This window comes from Pseudomonas fluorescens group sp. PF-69 (assembly GCF_054481235.1).
This window is the reverse complement of record NZ_JBTMNC010000001.1, coordinates 5,528,682-5,548,883: the sequence shown is the minus strand read 5'-3', so window position 1 is coordinate 5,548,883 and position 20,202 is coordinate 5,528,682. Positions and strand designations below refer to the sequence as shown.

Annotated in this window: 19 protein-coding genes; 8 read left to right on the top strand and 11 right to left on the bottom strand. The window is 60.9% G+C overall.

The window, feature by feature from the left end; translation table 11 throughout:
* Position 1: 1 nt before the first annotated feature.
* Together ACX3YF_RS25940 and ACX3YF_RS25935 are read left to right on the top strand one after the other, a co-directional pair.
* The gene (locus tag ACX3YF_RS25940) at positions 2–580 is read left to right on the top strand and encodes a hypothetical protein (RefSeq protein ID WP_458945410.1); all 579 of its coding nucleotides are present in this window, start codon (positions 2–4) and stop codon (positions 578–580) included.
* A gap of 74 nt (positions 581–654) precedes the next feature.
* On the top strand, positions 655–1,236 hold the full coding sequence (locus ACX3YF_RS25935) for a GGDEF domain-containing protein (protein ID WP_288098212.1): 582 nt from the start codon (positions 655–657) through the stop codon (positions 1,234–1,236).
* 125 nt (positions 1,237–1,361) lie between these two features.
* On the opposite strand, the gene ACX3YF_RS25930 is transcribed toward ACX3YF_RS25935, so the two are convergent.
* Positions 1,362–1,787, bottom strand: a complete 426-nt coding sequence (locus ACX3YF_RS25930; protein ID WP_130210701.1) for a VOC family protein — start codon at positions 1,785–1,787, stop codon at positions 1,362–1,364.
* 111 nt (positions 1,788–1,898) lie between these two features.
* Between ACX3YF_RS25930 and ACX3YF_RS25925 the strand changes: the two genes are divergently transcribed.
* Positions 1,899–2,765, top strand: coding sequence for a LysR family transcriptional regulator (locus ACX3YF_RS25925; protein WP_130210699.1), 867 nt, complete (start codon positions 1,899–1,901; stop codon positions 2,763–2,765).
* A 173-nt stretch (positions 2,766–2,938) separates the two neighbouring features.
* On the opposite strand, the gene fabI is transcribed toward ACX3YF_RS25925, so the two are convergent.
* From fabI to gloB, 8 genes are all read right to left on the bottom strand, one after another.
* Complete coding sequence (gene fabI, locus ACX3YF_RS25920) at positions 2,939–3,733, bottom strand: enoyl-ACP reductase FabI (RefSeq protein ID WP_007937760.1); 795 nt, start codon at positions 3,731–3,733, stop codon at positions 2,939–2,941.
* Positions 3,734–3,754: 21 nt separating this feature from the next.
* Positions 3,755–5,365, bottom strand: coding sequence for an ABC transporter ATP-binding protein (locus ACX3YF_RS25915; RefSeq protein ID WP_458974548.1), 1,611 nt, complete (start codon positions 5,363–5,365; stop codon positions 3,755–3,757).
* A 1-nt stretch (position 5,366) separates the two neighbouring features.
* The gene (locus ACX3YF_RS25910; protein WP_130210695.1) at positions 5,367–6,386 is read right to left on the bottom strand and encodes an ABC transporter permease; all 1,020 of its coding nucleotides are present in this window, start codon (positions 6,384–6,386) and stop codon (positions 5,367–5,369) included.
* Position 6,387: 1 nt separating this feature from the next.
* Positions 6,388–7,461, bottom strand: coding sequence for a microcin C ABC transporter permease YejB (locus ACX3YF_RS25905; protein WP_448646517.1), 1,074 nt, complete (start codon positions 7,459–7,461; stop codon positions 6,388–6,390).
* A gap of 4 nt (positions 7,462–7,465) precedes the next feature.
* Positions 7,466–9,307, bottom strand: a complete 1,842-nt coding sequence (locus ACX3YF_RS25900; RefSeq protein ID WP_448646518.1) for an extracellular solute-binding protein — start codon at positions 9,305–9,307, stop codon at positions 7,466–7,468.
* On the bottom strand, positions 9,304–11,136 hold the full coding sequence (locus ACX3YF_RS25895) for an extracellular solute-binding protein (protein ID WP_458974547.1): 1,833 nt from the start codon (positions 11,134–11,136) through the stop codon (positions 9,304–9,306). Before ACX3YF_RS25895 ends, ACX3YF_RS25900 begins: the two co-directional genes overlap by 4 nt.
* A gap of 251 nt (positions 11,137–11,387) precedes the next feature.
* Complete coding sequence (locus tag ACX3YF_RS25890) at positions 11,388–12,836, bottom strand: transglycosylase SLT domain-containing protein (RefSeq protein WP_130211362.1); 1,449 nt, start codon at positions 12,834–12,836, stop codon at positions 11,388–11,390.
* Between the two features lie 99 nt (positions 12,837–12,935).
* Positions 12,936–13,703, bottom strand: coding sequence for a hydroxyacylglutathione hydrolase (gene gloB, locus ACX3YF_RS25885; protein WP_130211363.1), 768 nt, complete (start codon positions 13,701–13,703; stop codon positions 12,936–12,938).
* A gap of 65 nt (positions 13,704–13,768) precedes the next feature.
* Here gloB and ACX3YF_RS25880 point away from each other — a divergent pair, with 65 nt between their 5' ends.
* The 5 genes from ACX3YF_RS25880 to ACX3YF_RS25860 all read left to right on the top strand — a co-directional run bounded on the left by ACX3YF_RS25880 (position 13,769) and on the right by ACX3YF_RS25860 (position 18,959).
* Positions 13,769–14,527: a class I SAM-dependent methyltransferase gene (locus ACX3YF_RS25880; protein WP_130211364.1), complete on the top strand. Its 759-nt coding sequence runs from the start codon at positions 13,769–13,771 to the stop codon at positions 14,525–14,527.
* 92 nt (positions 14,528–14,619) lie between these two features.
* Positions 14,620–15,072 (top strand): ribonuclease HI, encoded by a 453-nt coding sequence (gene rnhA / locus ACX3YF_RS25875; RefSeq protein ID WP_047528325.1) that lies wholly within the window; start codon positions 14,620–14,622, stop codon positions 15,070–15,072.
* A gap of 126 nt (positions 15,073–15,198) precedes the next feature.
* Positions 15,199–15,957 (top strand): DNA polymerase III subunit epsilon, encoded by a 759-nt coding sequence (gene dnaQ, locus ACX3YF_RS25870; RefSeq protein ID WP_090320833.1) that lies wholly within the window; start codon positions 15,199–15,201, stop codon positions 15,955–15,957.
* A 117-nt stretch (positions 15,958–16,074) separates the two neighbouring features.
* Entirely contained in the window at positions 16,075–18,330 is a 2,256-nt protein-coding gene (locus ACX3YF_RS25865; protein WP_130211365.1) for an Orn/Lys/Arg family decarboxylase, read from the top strand.
* A 14-nt stretch (positions 18,331–18,344) separates the two neighbouring features.
* Positions 18,345–18,959, top strand: a complete 615-nt coding sequence (locus ACX3YF_RS25860; protein WP_130211366.1) for a GNAT family N-acetyltransferase — start codon at positions 18,345–18,347, stop codon at positions 18,957–18,959.
* Here the strand turns inward: ACX3YF_RS25860 and ACX3YF_RS25855 are convergent.
* Both ACX3YF_RS25855 and ACX3YF_RS25850 read right to left on the bottom strand, forming a co-directional pair.
* Positions 18,925–19,818: a LysR substrate-binding domain-containing protein gene (locus ACX3YF_RS25855; protein WP_458974546.1), complete on the bottom strand. Its 894-nt coding sequence runs from the start codon at positions 19,816–19,818 to the stop codon at positions 18,925–18,927. The genes ACX3YF_RS25860 and ACX3YF_RS25855 overlap by 35 nt on opposite strands.
* Before the next feature lie 89 nt (positions 19,819–19,907).
* Positions 19,908–20,144 carry a hypothetical protein gene (locus ACX3YF_RS25850; RefSeq protein WP_103405638.1) on the bottom strand — a complete coding sequence of 79 codons (237 nt, stop codon included), beginning with the start codon at positions 20,142–20,144 and terminating at the stop codon, positions 19,908–19,910.
* Positions 20,145–20,202 lie beyond the last annotated feature (58 nt).

The following is a 20,202-nucleotide window of genomic DNA, read 5'->3' as shown; positions in this document are numbered from 1 at the left end:
GATGAAACGCCATCACTGGTTGCTGGGTTCGCTATTGCTGATTTGCCTGTTTATCTATGCAACCGAGCTGTTCGCCGATGACCGCGAAGCCTTGAAAGCCTTCGAAACCGTGCAGAAGGTTTTCCAGAGTCCGCGTTGCCAGAACTGCCACATTCCCGGCGATTCGCCGCTGCAGTTCGACGCCGGAAAACCCCATGGGATGAATGTGGTGCGTGGCCTGGATGGCAAGGGTGCCGCCGGGTTGCCCTGCGCAACCTGCCACGCCGAGGCCAATCCACCGCCCAGCTACGGCCCCAAGGCACCGCCGGGGGCGCCCCACTGGAGCCTGCCCCCGGCGGCGCAAAAAATGGCCTGGATTGGCCTGCCGCCCGACAAGTTGTGCGCCATGATCAAGGACCGTTCAAGCAACGGCGATCGTGATTTCGCGGCGCTGATCAAGCATGTCAGCGAGGACAAACTGGTGCTGTGGGGGTGGAATCCCGGGGGCAATCGCGAGCCGGTGCCGGTGCCCCACGCTATTTTCGTCGATCAATTCAAGGTTTGGGCGGACGCGGGAGGGCCCTGTCCGCTGGGGAGCTGACCAACGGTGCGTCAACCGGGAGTCAAACCGGTTCTGGGCGACTCTAACGTACAGAGTCGCCACAGGAGCAACTTATGCTGATCCCAGGCAAGACTTACCCGTCAAGCGTCTGCGCAGACCCCATGCGCACGCCATTGCAGGAGCGCGAACTGCTGCGCGACCTGGCCCGACAGGCTGAGCAGGAACTGATCGGCGTGCAGATGGCGAGCATGGATGAGTTGACGCTGCTGTCCAATCGGCACGGTTTCATCGCATTGGCCCAACTGGGGCTGAACGTCTGCCAGCAACTGGGCCGGCCGGCGACGTTGCTGTTTTTCAACCTCGACGACTTCAAGCGCATCAACTACCTGTTCGGTCGCGCCGAGGGCGACGATGCGCTGAAAACCTTTGCCGACGTGCTACGCATAGGTTTCAGGGAAAGCGACGTGATCGGTCGACTGGACGGTGCCACCTTCGTCGCCTTGCTGGCGGGGTCCAGCGCGGTGGACATCAAGGCGATCAAGGCGCGACTCGAAGAAATGCTCGACGAGCGCAATGCCACGGTGCATCGCGGTTATGACATTCGCTTCAGCATCGGGCAGATCGAGTACGACACGGTGCTGCATGGCTCGATTGAAGAGCTTTTGGTTGAGGTGGAAGCGGTGTTGGGCCGCTAGTGCGGTGTTGGGGCGGCAACCCCCATCGCGAGCAGGCTCGCTCCCACATTGATTTTTTGAGCTGCATAAGTCCACTGTGGGAGCGGGCCTGCCCGCGATGGGGCCCTGACAGACGATCTACATCGTCATTTGGCAAACAACTGCCCGATATCCTTGAACGCCTTGAACTCCAGCGCATTGCCGCAGGGATCAAACAGAAACATGGTCGCCTGCTCACCCACCAACCCCTGGAAACGAATCCCCGGTTCTATCACGAAGCGCGTCCCCAGCGACTTCAGCCGTTCGGCCAGCGCCTCCCACTCCGTCATTCCCAGCACCACGCCAAAATGCGGCACCGGCACGTCATGGCCGTCCACGGCGTTGGTGTGGGCGGCTTCCTGGGTTGCGTTTTTCGGTGCCAGGTGAATCACCAACTGGTGGCCGAAAAAGTTGAAATCGACCCAATGTTCGCTGGAGCGACCTTCTTCAAGACCGAACACGCTGCCATAGAAGTGTCGCGCGGCCGGCAGGTCATAGACGGGAATGGCGAGGTGAAAAGGGGAGAGCTGCATCGGGAGGGCCTCAATCTGCTGAATTCAGGCTGAGTGTAGCCCTGTGCTTTTCGATTGAAAGACGATAGTTTTTGCGCCGAGCTCAAATTATTTCGATCAATCGGGGGCCCTATGCTGCGGGAACTGAAAACCTTTATCGCGGTGACCCGCTACGGCACGTTTGCGGCAGCGGGCATGCACATCGGCCTGACACAGTCGGCGGTCAGTGCGCAGATGCGCAACCTGGAACAGGCCCTCGGCATTCGCCTGTTCGATCGCACCGGACGTCAGGCGTTGCTCAATGCGGCGGGGCAGCGTGCGTTGCCCATGGCCCGCGAGATCCTGGACACCTTCAGCCGCATGGCAGTCAGCGACGATGTGAGCGAATACCGTGGCGAGCTGAAAATCGGCGCGGTGGCCACGGCCCAGACCGGATTGCTGCCCCAGGCGTTGCTGCGTTTGCGTCAGCAGGCACCGCTGCTGGAGCCAAAACTGGTGCCGGGGGTGTCGCTCAATCTGTTGAGCCAGGTGGACACCGGCGAAGTCGATCTGGCGATCCTGATCAAGCCGCCGTTCGACCTGCCCAAGGAACTGTCGGCGCAAGTGATTCGGCGCGAGCCGTTTGTATTGATCGTCCCGGCGGAGCTCGAAGGCGACGAGCCGTTGCAACTGCTCGCCGAGCATCCCCATGTACGCTACGACCGCAACTCGTTCGGCGGACGCCTGGTGACCCGGTTTCTGCGTGAACAGCAAATTGATGTGCAAGTGGCGCTGGAGCTGGATGAACTGGAAGCCATCGTCAAGATGGTCGAATGCGGTTTGGGGGTTTCGTTGCTGCCCGAAGCCGGGTTGTGGCTCGAGCATGGGGCGAGGGTGAGGGTGATCCGCCTGGGCGAGTTGACGTTTTATCGCGAGATTGTGCTGTTGCAGCGCTATAGCCAGCGGACTCAGCCGATTCAGCAGTTGTTTGCAGACTGCCTCATGCACACACCCCTGTAGGAGCGAGCCTGCTCGCGATGGACTTCAGACCACCCCGTTTCATCCTGACAAAACGCATCATCGTTAACGACCATCGCGAGCAGGCTCGCTCCTACAAAGGGCGTGCCGTCCTGACATCGCAGGCACAAAAAAACCCGCCTGAAGCGGCGGGTTTTTTATCGGCTAACCGAAGATCACTCTTCGATGTTGCCCATGGCCGTGGTGTTGAAGCCACCGTCCACGTACATGATTTCACCGCTGATGCCGGACGCCAGGTCCGAGCACAGGAAGGCGCCGGCGTTGCCGACTTCTTCGATGGTGACGTTGCGACGCAGCGGGGTTTGCGCTTCGTTGGCGGCCAGCATCTTGCGGAAGTTCTTGATGCCGGAAGCGGCGAGGGTACGGATCGGGCCAGCCGATACGCAGTTGACGCGGGTGCCGTCCGGGCCCAGGGAGCCGGCCAGGTAACGTACGCCGGCTTCCAGGGAAGCCTTGGCCATGCCCATCACGTTGTAGTTAGGCATGGTGCGCTCGGCACCCAGGTACGACAGGGTCAGCAGGCTGCCGTTGCGGCCTTTCATCATTTCGCGACCGGCCTTGGCCAGGGCCACGAAGCTGTAGGCGCTGATGTCGTGAGCGATGCGGAAACCTTCACGGGTGGTGGCTTCGGTGAAGTCGCCGTCCAGTTGGTCGCCCGGGGCGAAGCCGACGGAGTGCACGATGCAGTCCAGGCCGTCCCACTTCTTGCTCAGTTCTTCGAAGACCTTGGCGATCTCCGCATCGCTGGCCACATCGCACGGGAAGCACAGCTCAGGGCTCGAACCCCAGCCTTGTGCGAACTCTTCGACACGACCTTTCAGTTTGTCGTTCTGATAAGTGAAGGCAAGCTCAGCGCCCTCGCGATGCATGGCGGCAGCGATGCCGGATGCGATGGACAGCTTGCTGGCGACACCGACGATCAGTACGCGCTTACCGGCGAGAAAACCCATGTGTTGCTCCTCTCTTTCAGGTTATTGCGCAGTGGCTGGAGCCAGGAAAGCGGCTTCGAGCAACTGCTGTGTATACGGATGTTGGGGGGCGGCAAAAATGCTTTGCGCGTCTCCCTGTTCGACCACTTGGCCATGCTTGACCACCATCAGCTGGTGGCTCAGCGCTTTGACGACAGCCAGGTCATGGCTGATAAACAGATACGTCAGGTTGTACTTGCTTTGCAGTGAACGCAAAAGCTCCACCACTTGGCGTTGCACGGTGCGGTCGAGGGCCGAAGTCGGCTCGTCCAGCAGAATCAACGCCGGTTTTAGCACTAATGCCCGGGCTATGGCGATTCTCTGCCGTTGCCCACCGGAAAATTCGTGGGGGTAGCGGTGCCGGGTTTCCGGGTCCAGTCCTACCTCCTTGAGTGCCGCAATGATCGCTTGTTCCTGTTCCGCCTCGGTGCCCATCTTGTGGATCCGCAGGCCTTCGCCGACGATCTGGCTTACGCACATCCGCGGGCTCAGGCTGCCGAAGGGGTCCTGGAACACCACCTGCATTTCCCGGCGCAACGGTCGAACCTGTTGTTGCGTCAGGCAGTCTAGCTGCTTGCCTTCAAAACGGATGGTGCCTTTGCTGCCGATCAACCGCAGGATCGCCAGACCCAATGTCGACTTGCCGGAACCGCTTTCTCCCACGATCCCCAGGGTCTGACCCTGAGGCAGGCTGAAATTGATGCCGTCCACTGCCTTGACGTAATCCACCGTCTTTTTCAGCAGGCCTTTCTTGATCGGGAACCAGACTTTCAGGTCCTCGACCGTCAGCAACGGCGGGCCAACCACATTGGTTGCCGGCGTGCCGCTGGGCTCTGCGGCCAGCAGGATCCGGGTGTACGGATGCTGCGGCGCGCGGAACAATTCTTCGCACGATGCCTGTTCGACGATGCAACCGCGCTGCATGACACATACGCGATGCGCAATTCTTTTCACCAGGTTCAAATCGTGGCTGATCAGCAGTAACGCCATGCCCAGGCGGGCCTGCAGTTCCTTGAGCAATTCGAGGATTTTCAGCTGAACGGTCACGTCCAGCGCGGTGGTCGGCTCGTCGGCGATCAGCAGTTCCGGCTCGTTGGCCAGGGCCATGGCGATCATCACTCGCTGGCGCTGACCGCCGGACAACTCATGGGGCAGGGCCTTGAGGCGCTTGTGCGGCTCGGGGATGCCGACCATCTCCAGCAACTCCAGGGTGCGCCTGGTCGCGACTTTTCCAACCAGCCCCTTGTGGATGCTCAATACCTCGTTGATCTGCTTCTCGATTGAGTGCAGCGGGTTGAGCGAGGTCATCGGCTCCTGAAAGATCATTGCGATCCGGTTGCCGCGGATGTGGCGGATGGTTTTCTCTTTCAGGCTCAGCAGGTCTTGCCCGGAATAGGCGATGGTGCCCGACGGATGCCGCGCGAGCGGGTAGGGCAGAAGGCGCAGGATCGAGTGGGCGGTCACCGATTTGCCGGAGCCGCTTTCGCCCACCAGGGCCAGGGTTTCACCGCGCTTGATGTCGAAACTGACCCCTTCGACCACACGCTGGCAGTGGTCGCCGACGACAAACTCGACGGCGAGGTCGCGCACTTCGATCAGATTGTCCTGATTCATTTCACTTCCTCGGGTCGAAGGCGTCGCGAGCGGACTCGCCGATAAACACCAGCAAACTCAACATCAACGCCAACACCGCAAACGCGCTCATGCCGAGCCACGGTGCTTGCAGGTTGGATTTGCCCTGGGCCACCAGTTCCCCCAGGGAAGGACTGCCCGCCGGCAGGCCGAAGCCGAGGAAATCCAGGGCGGTGAGGGTGCCGATGGCGCCGGTCAGGATGAACGGCATGAAGGTCATGGTCGAGACCATGGCGTTGGGCAGGATGTGGCGGAACATGATCGCTCCATTCTGCATGCCCAGCGCCCGGGCCGCGCGTACGTATTCCAGGTTGCGCCCACGCAGGAATTCGGCGCGCACCACATCGACCAGGCTCATCCAGGAAAACAACAGCATGATGCCCAGCAGCCACCAGAAGTTCGGCTGGACGAAACTGGCCAGGATGATCAGCAGATAGAGCACCGGCAACCCGGACCAGATTTCGAGGAACCGCTGGCCGGCCAGATCGACCCAGCCACCGTAGAAACCCTGCAGGGCACCGGCGATGACGCCGATCAGCGAACTGAACAAGGTCAGCGTCAGGGCAAACAACACCGAAATGCGGAAGCCGTAGATCACCCGGGCCAACACATCGCGGCCCTGGTCGTCGGTGCCCAGGAGGTTATCGGTCGAGGGGGGCGCCGGTGCCGGGACTTTCAGGTCGTAATTGATGCTCTGGTAGCTGTAGGGAATCGGCGCCCACAGCACCCAGGCGTCCTTGGCCTTGAGCAGTTCGCGGATGTACGGGCTCTTGTAGTTGGCTTCCAGCGGGAATTCGCCGCCGAAGGTGGTTTCCGGGTAGCGCTTGAGCGCCGGGAAGTACCAGTTGTTGTCGTAATGCACCACCAGCGGTTTGTCGTTGGCAATCAGTTCGGCACCGAGGCTGGCGCCGAACAGGATCAGAAACAGCCACAGCGACCACCAGCCACGCTTGTTGGCCTTGAACAGTTCGAAGCGTCGGCGATTGAGAGGGGACAGGTTCATCTCAATGCTCCCGGCTTTCGAAGTCGATGCGCGGATCGACAAAGGTGTAGGTGAGGTCGCCGATCAGTTTCACTACCAGCCCCAGCAGGGTGAAGATGAACAGGGTGCCGAAAACCACCGGGTAATCGCGGTTGATCGCCGCTTCAAAACTCATCAGGCCGAGGCCGTCGAGGGAGAAGATCACTTCGACCAGCAGCGAACCGGTGAAGAAGATGCCGATGAACGCCGACGGGAACCCGGCGATCACCAGCAGCATGGCGTTGCGGAACACATGGCCGTAGAGCACGCGATGGCGGGTCAGGCCCTTGGCCTTGGCGGTGACCACGTACTGCTTGTTGATTTCGTCGAGGAAGCTGTTTTTGGTCAGCAGGGTCATGGTCGCGAAGTTGCCGATCACCAGCGCGGTCACCGGCAGCGCAAGGTGCCAGAAGTAGTCGAGCACCTTGCCGCCCATGCTCAGCTCATCGAAGTTGTTCGACGTCAGCCCGCGTAACGGGAACCAGTCGAGATAGCTGCCACCGGCAAACACCACGATCAGCAGGATGGCGAACAGGAACGCCGGGATCGCGTAGCCGACGATGATCGCCGAACTGGTCCAGACGTCGAAGTGACTGCCGTGCCGCGTGGCTTTGGCGATCCCCAGCGGGATCGACACCAGGTACATGATCAGGGTGCTCCACAGCCCGAGGGAGATCGACACGGGCATCTTTTCCTTGATCAGGTCGATGACCTTGGCGTCGCGGAAGAAACTGTCGCCGAAATCCAGGGACGCATAGTTCTTCACCATGATCCACAGGCGTTCCGGCGCCGACTTGTCGAAGCCGTACATGTGCTCGATTTCCTTGACCAGCGCCGGGTCCAGGCCTTGGGCGCCGCGATAGGCAGAGCCGGCCACCGAGACTTCGGCACCGCCACCGGCGATGCGACTGGTGGCGCCTTCGAAACCTTCGAGCTTGGCGATCATCTGCTCCACCGGCCCGCCGGGGGCGGCCTGGATGATCACGAAGTTGATCAGCAAAATGCCGAACAAGGTCGGAATGATCAGCAGCAGTCGCCGAAAAATATACGCCAGCATCTGATTACTCCGTGCCCGCAGGGTCGGCTTGCAATTTGGTTTCGATCTCTATGGCCGGTTTGGCATCGGGCTTGACCCACCAGGTGGCGGTGCCGATGTCATATTTAGGCGAGACCTTGGGATGGCCGATGTGGTTCCAGTAGGCCACGCGCCAGGTTTTGATGTGCCAGTTGGGAACCACGTAATAGCCCCATTGCAACACCCGGTCCAGTGCGCGGGCATGGGCCACCAGGCTTTTGCGCGAATCGGCGTTGATCAATTGTTCCACCAGTTGGTCCACCACCGGGTCCTTGAGGCCCATGGAGTTGCGGCTGCCCGGTTTGTCGGCGGCAGCGGTCATCCAGAACTCGCGCTGTTCGTTGCCCGGCGAGTTGGACTGCGGGAAGCTGCCGACGATCATGTCGAAGTCTCGCGAGCGCACGCGGTTGATGTACTGCGAGACGTCGACCCGGCGGATCACCAGGTCGATGCCCAGGTCGCTCAGGTTGCGCTTGAACGGCAACAGCACCCGCTCGAATTCGGTCTGGGCCAGCAGGAACTCGATCGTCACCGGTTTACCGCTGGCGTCGACCATTTTGTCGTCGACGATGCGCCAGCCGGCCTCTTGCAGCAGTTGATAGGCCTTGCGCTGCTGGGCGCGGATCATGCCGCTGCCATCGGTGACCGGGTTCTGGAAGGCTTCGCTGAATACCTGTTCGGGAATCTTGCCGCGGAACGGCTCGAGGATCGCCAGTTGATCGGCGTCCGGCAGGCCGGTGGCGGCCATTTCCGAATTTTCGAAGTAGCTGCGGGTTCGCGCGTAGGCGCCGTTGAACAATTGCTTGTTGGTCCATTCGAAATCCAGCAGCAGTGTCAGGGCCTGACGCACGCGTACATCCTGGAACATCGGGCGACGCAGGTTGAACACGAAGCCTTGCATGCCGGTGGGGTTGCCGTTGGGGATCTGCTCCTTGATCAAGCGGCCCTCGGTGACCGCCGGGATGTTGTAGGCGTTGGCCCAGTTCTTGGCGGTCATCTCCAGCCAGTAATCGAACTGCCCGGCCTTGAGCGCCTCCAGCGCGACGGTGTTGTCGCGATAGTAATCGGTGGTCATCACGTCGAAATTGTAGAAACCACGGTTGGCCGGAAGATCCTTGCCCCAGTAGTCCTTGACCCGCTCATAGCGCACCGAACGCCCGGCCTTCACTTCGCTGACCCGATAGGGGCCGCTGCCCAGGGGGATTTCCAGGTTGCCCTTGTTGAAATCGCGGGTGGCCCACCAATGCTTGGGCAGTACCGGCAACTGGCCGAGGATCAGCGGCAGTTCGCGGTTGTTGCCGTGCTTGAACTTGAACAGTACCGTGAGCGGATCCTCGGCGACGACGTCGTCAACATCGCTGTAGTAGCCCCGGTACATCGGGGCGCCATCCTTGATCAGGGTCTGGAAGCTGAACACTACGTCTTCGGCGCGTATCGGATGACCATCGTGGAATCGCGCTTGCGGGCGCAGGTAGAAACGCACCCAGGTATTGTCCGGGGCTTTCTCGATCTTGCCGGCGACCAGGCCATATTCGGTGAACGGTTCATCCAGGCCCTGTTTGGCCAGGGTGTCGTAGATCAGATTGATGTCGTCGGCGGCCACCCCCTTGCTGATGAACGGGTTGAGGCTGTCGAAGCCGCCAAACCCGGCCTGGCGGAATTTTCCGCCCTTGGGGGCATCCGGGTTGACGTAATCGAAGTGTTTGAAATCGGCCGGGTATTTCGGCGGCTCGTTGTACAGGGTCAGGGCATGCTGCGGGGCGGCACAGGCCAGCCCGGCGAACAACAGGGCGCTGGCCTGCAGGAGCAGGGCGCTTACAGGTTTCATTGATCTTTCTCCGAAGATTTCAGCCACCACGCGCTCAGGCCCAGGGTGTAGGGCGGCGTGGTGACGAAAGCCAACCGGTTGCGGTAGGCCAGACGGTGATAATTGAGGTACCAGTTGGGAATGATGTAGTGCTGCCAGAGCAGTACCCGATCCAGGGCCCTGCCGGCGGCCACTTGCTCATCGCGACTCTTCGCTGCGAGCAGTTGTTCGAGCAGGTGGTCGACCACCGGGTTGGCGATGCCGGCGTAATTCTTGCTGCCCTTGACCCCGACCTGGCTGGAATGAAAGTACTGCCATTGCTCCAGGCCCGGGCTTAGGGTCTGGTTGAGCGTCATCAGGATCATGTCGAAATCGAACTGGTCGAGGCGCTGCTTGTACTGCGCACGATCGACCGTGCGCAGCCGGGCGTCGACGCCGATGCTGGCGAGGTTCTCGACGTAAGGCTGGAGGATGCGCTCCAGGTTCGGATTGACCAGCAGGATCTCCAGGCGCAAGGGTTGCCCGGCGGCGTTTTGCAGGCGCTGGCCGTTGAGCTTCCAGCCGGCTTCGGCGAGCAGCCCCAGGGCTTTGCGCAGGGTTTCCCGGGGGATGCCGGCGCCCTGGGTCTGCGGCAGGCTGAAGGGCTCGGTGAAGAGCCTCGCCGGCAACTGCTCGCGCCAGGGCTTGAGCATCAGCCATTCATGTCCGACCGGCAGGCCGGTGGCGGAGAACTCGCTGTTGGGGTAGTAACTCATGGCGCGCATGTAGGCGCCGCTGAACAGCGTGCGGTTGGTCCACTCGAAGTCGAACATCAGCCCCAGCGCTTCACGGACCTTCACGTCGGAGAACGTCGGCCGGCGGCTGTTCATGAACAGGCCCTGGCTCTGGGTCGGGATCTGGTGCGGGATCTGCGCCTTGATCACGTCACCGCGGCGTATCGCCGGGAAGTTGTAGCCGGTGTCCCAGTTCTTCGCCTGGTGCTCGATGTAAATGTCGAACTCGCCGGCCTTGAACGCTTCGAACGCGACATCGCTGTCCCGGTAGAACTCGACCTCCATGCGGTCGAAATTGTATTTGCCGCGATTGACCGCCAGATCCTTGCCCCAGTAGTCCTTGACCCGCTCGAAAACGATCTGTCGTCCCGGTGTCACCGAGGTGATGCGGTACGGTCCGCTGCCCAGTGGTGGTTCGAAGGTGGTGGCCTTGAAGTCGCGACCCTTCCAGTAGTGTTGCGGCAGTACCGGCAACTCGCCCAGGCGCAGGATCAGCAGCGGATTGCCGGCGCGTTTGAAGACGAACCGTATGCGCCGTGGATTGAGAATGTCGACCCTCAACACTTCCTGGAGGCTGGTGCGGTACAGCGGATGGCCTTCCTTGAGCAGCAAACGGTAGGAAAACGCGACGTCATGGGCGGTGATGGGGGTGCCATCGTGGAAACGCGCTTCGGGGCGCAGGTTGAACACCACCCAGCTGCGGTCCTCGTTGTACTCCACCGACTGGGCAATCAGGCCATAACTGGAGGCGGGTTCGTCGCCGGACGGTGCGTACTGACCTGTGCCGACCATCAGCGGCTCATTGAGTTCGTTGATGCCGTATTGCAGGAAATTCGGCGTGGTCACCGGGCTGGTGCCCTTGAAGGTGTAAGGGTTGAGCGTATCGAAGGTGCCAAACGCCATCACCCGCAACGTACCGCCCTTGGGCGCTTGCGGGTTGACCCAGTCGAAGTGGGTAAATCTGGCCGGGTACTTGAGCGTGCCGAACTGCGCATAACCATGGCTTTCGCTGATCGTCGCGCTTGCGGTGGAGCTCAAGGCCAGGCAGATCAGGAGCGAGAGGAGGGGATGCTTCAAATAGGGAATCCGATCCGGGCGGCTTGGGCTTTGTGGCCCGTACAGTAACAGCTTGTATGAACAGGAAAAAGACAGGGGTTTAAAGCCGACCTGATCCGTTGCAGGGGCCGGGCTTGCTGGCGATGGTTTGGGAGATTACGCGTAAAACTGGAAGCGTGACGGCGCCCTCTGGTTTTTCGCGAGCAGGGTCGCTCCTGCAGGGTGAAAAAATCGCGGGCCAAAAAAAGCCCCTGAATTCAGGGGCTCGTTTTTTAATGCGGGTTGGCGACGGTCAGCATCTGACCCGGTTTCAACGCCTGGCCGACGCGCGGGTTCCAGCGCTTGAGGTGTTGCATTTCAACGTTGAAGCGCTTGGCCACGATGTACAGCGAGTCGCCTTGCTGAACCTTGTATTGGGATTGTGGCTTTTTGGTCTCGCCCTTGGTCCTGGCATTGGCCGCGACCACGGTGTTGATGCGTCCGGAACCGCGTTTGCTGGTGTCCTGAAGAACCAGGGTCTGGCCCGGTTTGAGGTTCTTGCCACTCAGCTTGTTCCAGCGCTGCAGGTCCTTGATGTCGACGTTGTTGGCCTTGGCGATGGTGCCCAGGTTATCGCCACGCTTGACCCGGTAGTTGCGTTTGGCACTCGCCACCTGGATGTCGTCGGCGCCTTCGAAGACCGGTTTGCGTGATTTCTTGCTGATCAACTCTTCAGGACGCATGGTCTGCAGGCTGGTGGTCAGCAGCTGCGCCTTGGAGGTCGGCACCAACAGATGCTGGGGGCCGTCGAGGGTGGTGCGCTGCTTGAACGCCGGATTGAGCTGGAACAGTTCGTCTTCGTCGATGTTGGCGACTTCGGCGACCTTGGACAGGTCCATGCGCTGGTTGATTGCGACGACTTTGAAATAGGGTTCGTTGGCGATCGGGTTGAGGTTCACGCCATAGGCCTCTGGCGCCAGAACCACTTGCGAGAGGGCCAGCAGTTTCGGTACATACGCCTGGGTCTCGGCAGGCAGCGGCAGGTTCCAGTAGTCGGTAGGCAGGCCGAGCCTTTCATTGCGCTCGATGGCCCGGCTGACCGTGCCTTCACCCGCGTTGTACGCGGCAAGGGCCAGCAGCCAGTCACCGTTGAACATGTCGTGCAGGCGAGTCAGGTAATCCATCGCCGCGGTGGTCGAGGCAGTGATGTCGCGACGGCCATCATAGAAGCGGGTTTGACGCAGGTTGTAGTAACGCCCGGTGGACGGGATGAATTGCCAAAGGCCCACCGCGTCGGCCCGGGAGTAGGCCATCGGGTTGTAGGCGCTTTCGATCACCGGCAACAGCGCCAGCTCCAGCGGCATGTTGCGCTCTTCAAGACGTTCGATGATGTAGTGAATGTAGAGGCTGCCGCGTTCGCCGGCATTTTCGAGAAAAGACGGGTTGCTGGCGAACCACAGGCGTTGCTGCTCGATGCGCGGGTTGACGCCCAGGCCATCCTGCAACTGGAAGCCCAGGCGCATGCGCTCCCAGACGTCCTGCGGAACCTGCGGGCTCGGCTTTTCGCTGAGCCAGACGGGCTTCTGCTTGGCGCGCGCGGCAATATTCGGAGTGTGTGCCGCATCGGTTTGCGGCGCATGGCTGGAACAGCCCGCCAAGGTCGCGGACACAGCCACCGCTATGGCTTGAGCCAGGCGGGTCAATGCGTCCGAATTGATGGCTTTGCGAATAGATGACGACATTGGCTGGAAGTAAGTTCCGGGCAAAAATGTCGGGGGATTCTAGAAAGCGCACCTCCAACGGTCAACCACTCATGGTTTTTGCACCATCGTACAGGCGGCTCAGAACGTGTCTTTCCAGCTTCTTAGCGCAGCAAAAACCATATCGGGCGCAGAGTTATCGGTGCCGGTCCGTTCGTCCACTTTTTCTTTAACGGATGTTACGGCGGTACGCAAAAACGGGTTTGTACGTTTTTCCAGGGCCACCGTGGAAGGCAGTGTGATGACCCCGGTTTCCCGTTGGCGGGTAACGGTGGCGAGGCGTTCCAGCGTATCGGGATTGCCGGGCTCGACCGCCGCGGCGAAACGCAGGTTGCTCAGCGTATATTCGTGAGTGCAGTACACCAGCGTATTTTCGGGAAGGGCCGCGAGGCGCGACAGCGAGGTGTACATTTGCAGGGGCGTCCCCTCGAACAGGCGTCCGCAACCGGCCGCGAACAGGGTATCTCCGCAAAACAGCAGGCCGCGATGATAATAGGCAATGTGCCCCAGGGTATGGCCGGGCACGGCGATGACGTCGAAGTCATGGCCCAGTACATGGATGCGGTCGTTATCCTTGAGGGCCACGTCCCGCGCCGGAATGTTTTCACTGGCCGGGCCGTAGACGGTGGCATCCGTCGCTTTTTTCAGCTGTTCGACGCCGCCGACATGGTCATGATGGTGATGAGTGATCAGAATATCGCTCAACACCCATTGCGGATTGGCTGCAAGCCAGGCCTGCACGGGGGCGGCATCGCCGGGGTCGACCACCGCGCAACGCCGGGTGTCGGGATCTTGTAACAACCAGATGTAGTTGTCGGTAAAGGCGGGCAGGGCAGTGATCTGTATCATCGTCGGATTCGCCAATTGGAAAGCATTGGCGCATCTTAGAGCTTCCTGGCGCGTTGGAGAATGCAATGACGGATAAAGCGTTCGCTCAGGCTGATCCTGACTGGCTGGCGTTGATCAGCGCGGCCCGTGACTGGCTGTCCGGCCCCCTCGGGCAGTTTTTGCTGGATGAAGAACGGCGCATGCTCGAAGAAGAGCTGGGTCGCTTTTTCGGCGGTTATCTGGTGCATTACGGCCCATCCGCCCAGACACCACCGTCGGCACCGCAGGTGCAGCGCAACGTCCGCCTGGGCGCACCGTTGCCAGGGGTCGAGATTGTCTGCGAAGAGCAGGCGTGGCCGTTGAGCGAGCATGCCGCCGACGTGGTGGTCATGCAGCATGGCCTGGACTTCTGCCTGTCGCCCCACGGACTGCTGCGCGAAGCGGCGAGCAGCGTGCGGCCCGGCGGACACCTGTTGATCATCGGGATCAATCCCTGGAGCAGTTGGGGCCTGCGTCATGTGTTCGCTCATGATGCGTTGCGCAAGGCCCGCTGCATTTCCCCGTCGCGGGTCGCCGACTGGCTGAATCTGCTGGGCTTCGCGCTGGAGAAACGCCGCTTCGGGTGCTATCGTCCGCCGCTCGCGTCACCCGCCTGGCAGACCCGTCTGGCCGGCTGGGAGCGCATGGCCGGTCGCTGGCAGTTGTCTGGCGGCGGCTTCTATTTATTGGTGGCGCGCAAGATAGTGGTCGGCCTGCGACCCTTGCGTCAGGAGCGCCGCGAACCGATGGGCAAGTTGATTCCATTGCCCATGGCCAAGGTCAACCGTCGTCATATTGAACCGTAATTCACCTTGTATTTCCTGGCCGGGGTTGCCCCCGGTCTCGGGCATTGTCGATCAGCGATCGGCGAGCCACCGCATTTTCTGGATAGATTGGCATGAGCGATAGCGTAGAACTCTTCACTGACGGCGCCTGTAAAGGCAACCCTGGCCCTGGCGGCTGGGGCGCATTACTGGTGTGCAAGGGTGTTGAAAAGGAACTCTGGGGCGGCGAAACCAACACCACCAACAACCGCATGGAGCTGATGGGCGCGATCCGTGGCCTCGAAGAACTCAAGCGTCCCTGCGACGTGCTGCTGGTGACCGACTCGCAGTACGTGATGAAGGGCATCAACGAGTGGATGGCCAACTGGAAAAAGCGCGGCTGGAAAACCGCTGCGAAAGAACCGGTCAAGAACGCTGACCTATGGAAGATGCTCGACGAGCAGGTCAACCGTCACAATGTCACCTGGAAATGGGTGCGCGGGCACATCGGCCACCATGGCAACGAGCGGGCCGACCAACTGGCCAACCGTGGCGTGGATGAAGTGCGCGGGTTCAAGCAGGCCTGATTTCCGGGGCGTCGCCATCGCGAGCCGGCTCGCGATGGGGGGCGACACGGTGTACCTGAAAGACCTTGGCGAGCGTGTTAACATCGCCGCTTTTGCACGATTGACCGATTGAGAGCTGAGCATCAGATGGCCACCAGATCCGTTGTACTCGATACCGAAACCACCGGCATGCCGGTGACCGACGGCCACCGGATTATCGAAATCGGTTGTGTCGAGTTGATCGGTCGTCGCCTGACCGGTCGGCATTTCCACGTCTACCTGCAACCGGATCGTGAAAGTGATGAAGGCGCCATCGGCGTCCACGGCATCACCAACGAGTTTCTGGTGGGCAAGCCGCGTTTCGCCGAAGTGGCCGAAGAATTCTTCGAATTCATCAAGGGCGCGCAGCTGATCATCCATAACGCGGCGTTCGACGTTGGCTTCATCAACAACGAATTCGCCCTGATGGGCCAGCACGACCGTGCGGACATCACGCAGCACTGCTCGATCCTCGACACCCTGCTCATGGCCCGGGAGCGTCACCCGGGGCAGCGCAACAGCCTCGATGCCTTGTGCAAACGCTACGGCGTCGACAACTCCGGCCGTGAACTGCACGGCGCCTTGCTCGACTCCGAGATTCTCGCCGACGTTTACCTGACCATGACCGGCGGCCAGACCAGCCTGTCGCTGGCCGGCAATGCGTCCGATGGCAACGGCTCCGGCGAAGGCGCGGACAACTCCGCCACGGAAATCCGCCGTCTGCCCGCCGACCGCCAGCCGACCCGTATCATTCGCGCCAGCGAAGACGATCTGGCCCGGCATGTGGCACGCATGGAAGCCATCGCCAAGTCGGCAGGTGCGCCGGCGCTGTGGGTGCAGTTGGCCGAGGCGGAAGCTCAGGCCTAGGTCGTTTCTTTATGCCGGTGACCCGTTTTGGGGCGTCGTGCTCGCTACATCCGCTGCAACCCTCTACCCTGAGGTTATTGGCAGGCTCTGGCCTGCCGCCTCAGGACACTGAGTCCCATGTATAAAGATTTGAAATTCCCGGTATTGATTGTCCACCGCGACATCAAGGCCGACACCGTTGCCGGTGACCGTGTGCGGGGCATTGCCCGGGAGCTGGAGCAGGAAGGCTTCAGCATTGTCTCGGCCGTGGACTACACCGAAGGGCGTTTGGTGGCTTCGACTCATCACGGTCTCTCGTGCATGTTGATCGCCGCCGAAGACGCCAGCGCTCGCTCGCATTTGTTACAGAATATGGCCGAGTTGATCGGGCTGGCGCGGGTGCGCGCGCCGGACCTGCCGATCTTCGCCCTGGGCGAGCAAGTCACCCTGGAGAACGCCCCCGCCGACGCCATGGCCGAGCTCAATCAATTGCGCGGGATTCTTTATCTGTTCGAAGACACCGTGCCCTTTCTCGCTCGCCAGGTGGCGCGGGCGGCGCGCAAATACCTCGATGGCTTGCTGCCGCCATTTTTCAAGGCGCTGGTGCAGCACACGGCAGACTCCAACTATTCCTGGCACACGCCTGGGCATGGTGGTGGCGTGGCCTACCACAAGAGTCCCGTGGGGCAGGCGTTTCACCAGTTTTTCGGGGAAAACACCCTGCGTTCGGATTTGTCGGTGTCGGTGCCGGAGCTGGGGTCGCTGCTGGATCACACCGGGCCGCTGGCAGAAGCAGAAGCCCGGGCGGCGCGCAACTTCGGCGCCGATCACACTTTTTTCGTCATCAACGGGACGTCGACCGCGAACAAGATCGTCTGGCACTCGATGGTCGCGCGCGATGACCTGGTGCTGGTCGATCGCAACTGTCACAAGTCGGTACTGCATTCGATCATCATGACGGGCGCGATCCCGCTGTACCTGTGCCCGGAGCGCAATGAGCTGGGGATCATCGGGCCGATTCCGTTGAGTGAATTCAGTCGCGAATCGATCCAGGCGAAGATCGATGCCAGCCCATTGACCAAGGGGCGGGCGCCCAAGGTCAAACTCGCGGTGGTCACCAATTCGACCTATGACGGCCTGTGCTACAACGCCGAGCTGATCAAGCAGCAATTGGGCACCAGCGTCGAGGTGCTGCATTTCGATGAGGCCTGGTACGCCTATGCGGCGTTCCACGAGTTTTTCGCCGGACGTTACGGCATGGGCACTTCACGCAGTGAAAACGGCCCGCTGGTGTTCACCACCCATTCCACCCACAAGCTGCTGGCAGCGTTCAGCCAGGCATCGATGATTCATGTGCAGGACGGTGGCGCGCGGCAGCTCGATCGCGATCGCTTCAACGAAGCGTTCATGATGCACATCTCGACGTCGCCGCAATACGGCATCATCGCTTCGCTGGACGTCGCTTCGGCCATGATGGAAGGGCCTGCCGGGCGTTCGCTGTTGCAGGAAATGTTCGACGAGGCCCTGAGTTTTCGCCGGGCGCTGGCCAATCTGCGCCAGCACATCGCCGCCGATGACTGGTGGTTTTCCATCTGGCAACCGCCTTCGGTGGAAGGCATCGAGCGCGTTGTCACGCAAGACTGGCTGCTGCAACCGGAGGACGACTGGCACGGCTTTGGCGGCGTGACCGACGATTACGTGCTGCTCGATCCGATCAAGGTCACCCTGGTGATGCCGGGTTTGACCGCAGGCGGCGCCCTCAGCGAGCGCGGGATTCCGGCGGCGGTGGTCAGCAAGTTCCTTTGGGAGCGCGGGCTGGTGGTGGAAAAGACCGGGCTCTATTCGTTCCTGGTGCTGTTTTCCATGGGCATCACCAAGGGCAAGTGGAGCACGCTGCTCACCGAGTTGCTGGAATTCAAGCGCAGCTACGACGCCAACGTCAGTCTGGCCCATTGCCTGCCGTGCGTGGCACAGGAGAATGTTGCGCGTTATCAGGGCATGGGCCTGCGCGATCTGTGCGACCAATTGCACGCCTGTTATCGCAGCAATGCCACGGCCCGGCATCTCAAGCGCATGTACACCGTACTGCCGGAAATCGCCATGAAGCCGGCTGACGCCTATGATCAATTGGTGCGTGGCGAAGTTGAAGCGGTGTCGATCGATGCTCTGGAGGGGCGTATCGCTGCCGTGATGTTGGTGCCATACCCGCCGGGGATTCCGTTGATCATGCCCGGCGAGCGTTTTACCGAGTCGACCCGCTCGATCATCGACTACCTGAAGTTTGCTCGCACGTTCGACAGCAGCTTTCCCGGGTTTGTCGCCGATGTGCACGGCTTGCAACACGAAGATGAGGGCAATGGACGGCACTACACCGTCGATTGCATCAAGGAATGAGGACCTTTCCCAGTATGCAACCGGTCATAAATCCGATTTACCCGGGGCTGTCGGTGCGCGTTGCCGACGAAGCTTTTGCCGCCTATATCTGGGGCAGTGATTTCAGTTTTGAAGTCGCCGCCTATGGCACCCCCGAAATAGGTCAGCCAGTGGAGCAATGGGCGATCACGCCGATCACGCCCTATCGCAAGTGCTATGGCATTGACCCCGAGGAGTTCAGCAGTTATCGCGACGCCGTCGACAGTGCGATTTTCATGGCGTATCTGGATGACGAGCCGGTCGGCCATATAGTGGTCAGCACTAACTGGAATGGCTTTGCCCATATCGACGAACTGGCGGTGCATGCGCCCGCCCGACGCCATGGTGTGGCCAAGGCACTGCTGGATGTGGCGCAGTTCTGGAGTCGCAAGAAGAAGCTGCCAGGCATCATGCTGGAAACCCAGAACAACAATCTGGGGGCCTGTCGTCTCTATGAGCGCTGCGGTTATGTGATCGGCGGCATCGATCACCTGCGCTATCGGGGCATCGATCCCAACACCGCCGAGGTGGCGCTGTTCTGGTATCGATTGTTCGATAATCCGCTGGAAAATCCGGTCAGTTCGCGAGCATCGCCGCGGCTTGTTCCGTGATGATCGCCAACAGGGTCTGAATGGCGGGCGAGGGCTCGCCGTTTTTAAGGCTCAAGGCGTAGAGACTGACCGGGACCGCGGGCGCCAGGGGGCAGACATCGAGTCCGGCCGATTTGGCGCCGAGGGCAGTGAAGGGGTCGACGATGGCCAGGCCTTCACCAGCCTCGACCATGCTGCGCATCATCTGGTGAGTCTGTACCCGTGTGTGGATCACCGGAGCCGGACGCAGTGCATGCAGTTTGTTTTCCAGCGCCGGGCTGAGCGGGTCATGCCCTTCCAGCCCGACCATTGCCTGGCCCGCCAGATCCTGCAGGGAAATGTACTTCTGCCTGGGTTGCAGCCAGCCGTGGGGGGCGAGCAGTTGCAGCTTGCCCTGGGCAATCACCTGGCATTCAATCTCGGCGCGATCGGGATCATGCAGGCTCAAGCCCAGATCGCTTTCGCGCAGCAGCAGGCTTCGGACGATGTCGCGGGTCGGTTGGCTGAGCAGAGTGCAGGGCGCGTCAGGCAGGCGTCGGCGCAAAGCCGCAATGCTTTGGGGCAGCAATTGCTGGGCCAGGGGAGGCGTACAAATGATACGTAAGGGCGGAGCCTGGTATTGCCTGAGGCTGTTGGCCAGGCGTTGGACCGGTTCAAGCGCATCGTAGACGCGGGCCATTTCGACTTGAAGCTCGCGGGCCTCCCGCGTGGCCTGCAAGCGCCCGCGTACGCTGGAGAACAGCATGAAGCCCAGCTGATCCTCGGCGTCGCGCAATATGCGCTCGACTTCGGTCACCGGCAACTGCAGCCATTCGGCGGCGGTGCCCAGGTGACCGGTCTGCAAGAGCGCCTGGATCACTTCGATATGGCGTAAGCGCATGCGTGAAGTCCATGTTCAGCAGGGTGAGGAAGTCAGTGACTGAATCCTAACCCAAGTCTGCGCCTATGACTTCTGCTCATAACGTCGAGTTATGAAGCGGTGCTGGTTACCGGTTCGCGGGTAATGGTGACGCCCGACTGCACCAATAGAAATTCATTTTCATCCAGCTTGTTCACGCGATCGCCAATAGCCAGTTTGTACGTGGTGACAGGCGCCGCGCTTGCCAGGCCGTCTGCCGGCGGGGTGGATTCCTGGAACTCATGTACGGAATAAATGCGGCCTTCCGCGTCTCTTGCATGGAACTGACCGACGAGTACTGCTGCCATCTGCTTAGAACCTCTGGAGATAAATCACTCAATGTGCGGTGGAGTAGACCGTCACTGA

What these genes read in the sequence shown, in the direction of transcription:
- ACX3YF_RS25940 (WP_458945410.1), top strand. Translation starts at nt 2, where the DNA reads ATGAAACGCCATCACTGGTTGCTGGGTTCGCTATTGCTGATTTGCCTG.
- ACX3YF_RS25935 (WP_288098212.1), top strand. Translation starts at nt 655, where the DNA reads ATGCTGATCCCAGGCAAGACTTACCCGTCAAGCGTCTGCGCAGACCCC.
- ACX3YF_RS25930 (WP_130210701.1), bottom strand. Translation starts at nt 1,787, where the DNA reads ATGCAGCTCTCCCCTTTTCACCTCGCCATTCCCGTCTATGACCTGCCG.
- ACX3YF_RS25925 (WP_130210699.1), top strand. Translation starts at nt 1,899, where the DNA reads ATGCTGCGGGAACTGAAAACCTTTATCGCGGTGACCCGCTACGGCACG.
- fabI (WP_007937760.1), bottom strand. Translation starts at nt 3,733, where the DNA reads ATGGGTTTTCTCGCCGGTAAGCGCGTACTGATCGTCGGTGTCGCCAGC.
- ACX3YF_RS25915 (WP_458974548.1), bottom strand. Translation starts at nt 5,365, where the DNA reads ATGAATCAGGACAATCTGATCGAAGTGCGCGACCTCGCCGTCGAGTTT.
- ACX3YF_RS25910 (WP_130210695.1), bottom strand. Translation starts at nt 6,386, where the DNA reads ATGAACCTGTCCCCTCTCAATCGCCGACGCTTCGAACTGTTCAAGGCC.
- ACX3YF_RS25905 (WP_448646517.1), bottom strand. Translation starts at nt 7,461, where the DNA reads ATGCTGGCGTATATTTTTCGGCGACTGCTGCTGATCATTCCGACCTTG.
- ACX3YF_RS25900 (WP_448646518.1), bottom strand. Translation starts at nt 9,307, where the DNA reads ATGAAACCTGTAAGCGCCCTGCTCCTGCAGGCCAGCGCCCTGTTGTTC.
- ACX3YF_RS25890 (WP_130211362.1), bottom strand. Translation starts at nt 12,836, where the DNA reads ATGTCGTCATCTATTCGCAAAGCCATCAATTCGGACGCATTGACCCGC.
- gloB (WP_130211363.1), bottom strand. Translation starts at nt 13,703, where the DNA reads ATGATACAGATCACTGCCCTGCCCGCCTTTACCGACAACTACATCTGG.
- ACX3YF_RS25880 (WP_130211364.1), top strand. Translation starts at nt 13,769, where the DNA reads ATGACGGATAAAGCGTTCGCTCAGGCTGATCCTGACTGGCTGGCGTTG.
- rnhA (WP_047528325.1), top strand. Translation starts at nt 14,620, where the DNA reads ATGAGCGATAGCGTAGAACTCTTCACTGACGGCGCCTGTAAAGGCAAC.
- dnaQ (WP_090320833.1), top strand. Translation starts at nt 15,199, where the DNA reads ATGGCCACCAGATCCGTTGTACTCGATACCGAAACCACCGGCATGCCG.
- ACX3YF_RS25865 (WP_130211365.1), top strand. Translation starts at nt 16,075, where the DNA reads ATGTATAAAGATTTGAAATTCCCGGTATTGATTGTCCACCGCGACATC.
- ACX3YF_RS25860 (WP_130211366.1), top strand. Translation starts at nt 18,345, where the DNA reads ATGCAACCGGTCATAAATCCGATTTACCCGGGGCTGTCGGTGCGCGTT.
- ACX3YF_RS25855 (WP_458974546.1), bottom strand. Translation starts at nt 19,818, where the DNA reads ATGCGCTTACGCCATATCGAAGTGATCCAGGCGCTCTTGCAGACCGGT.
- ACX3YF_RS25850 (WP_103405638.1), bottom strand. Translation starts at nt 20,144, where the DNA reads ATGGCAGCAGTACTCGTCGGTCAGTTCCATGCAAGAGACGCGGAAGGC.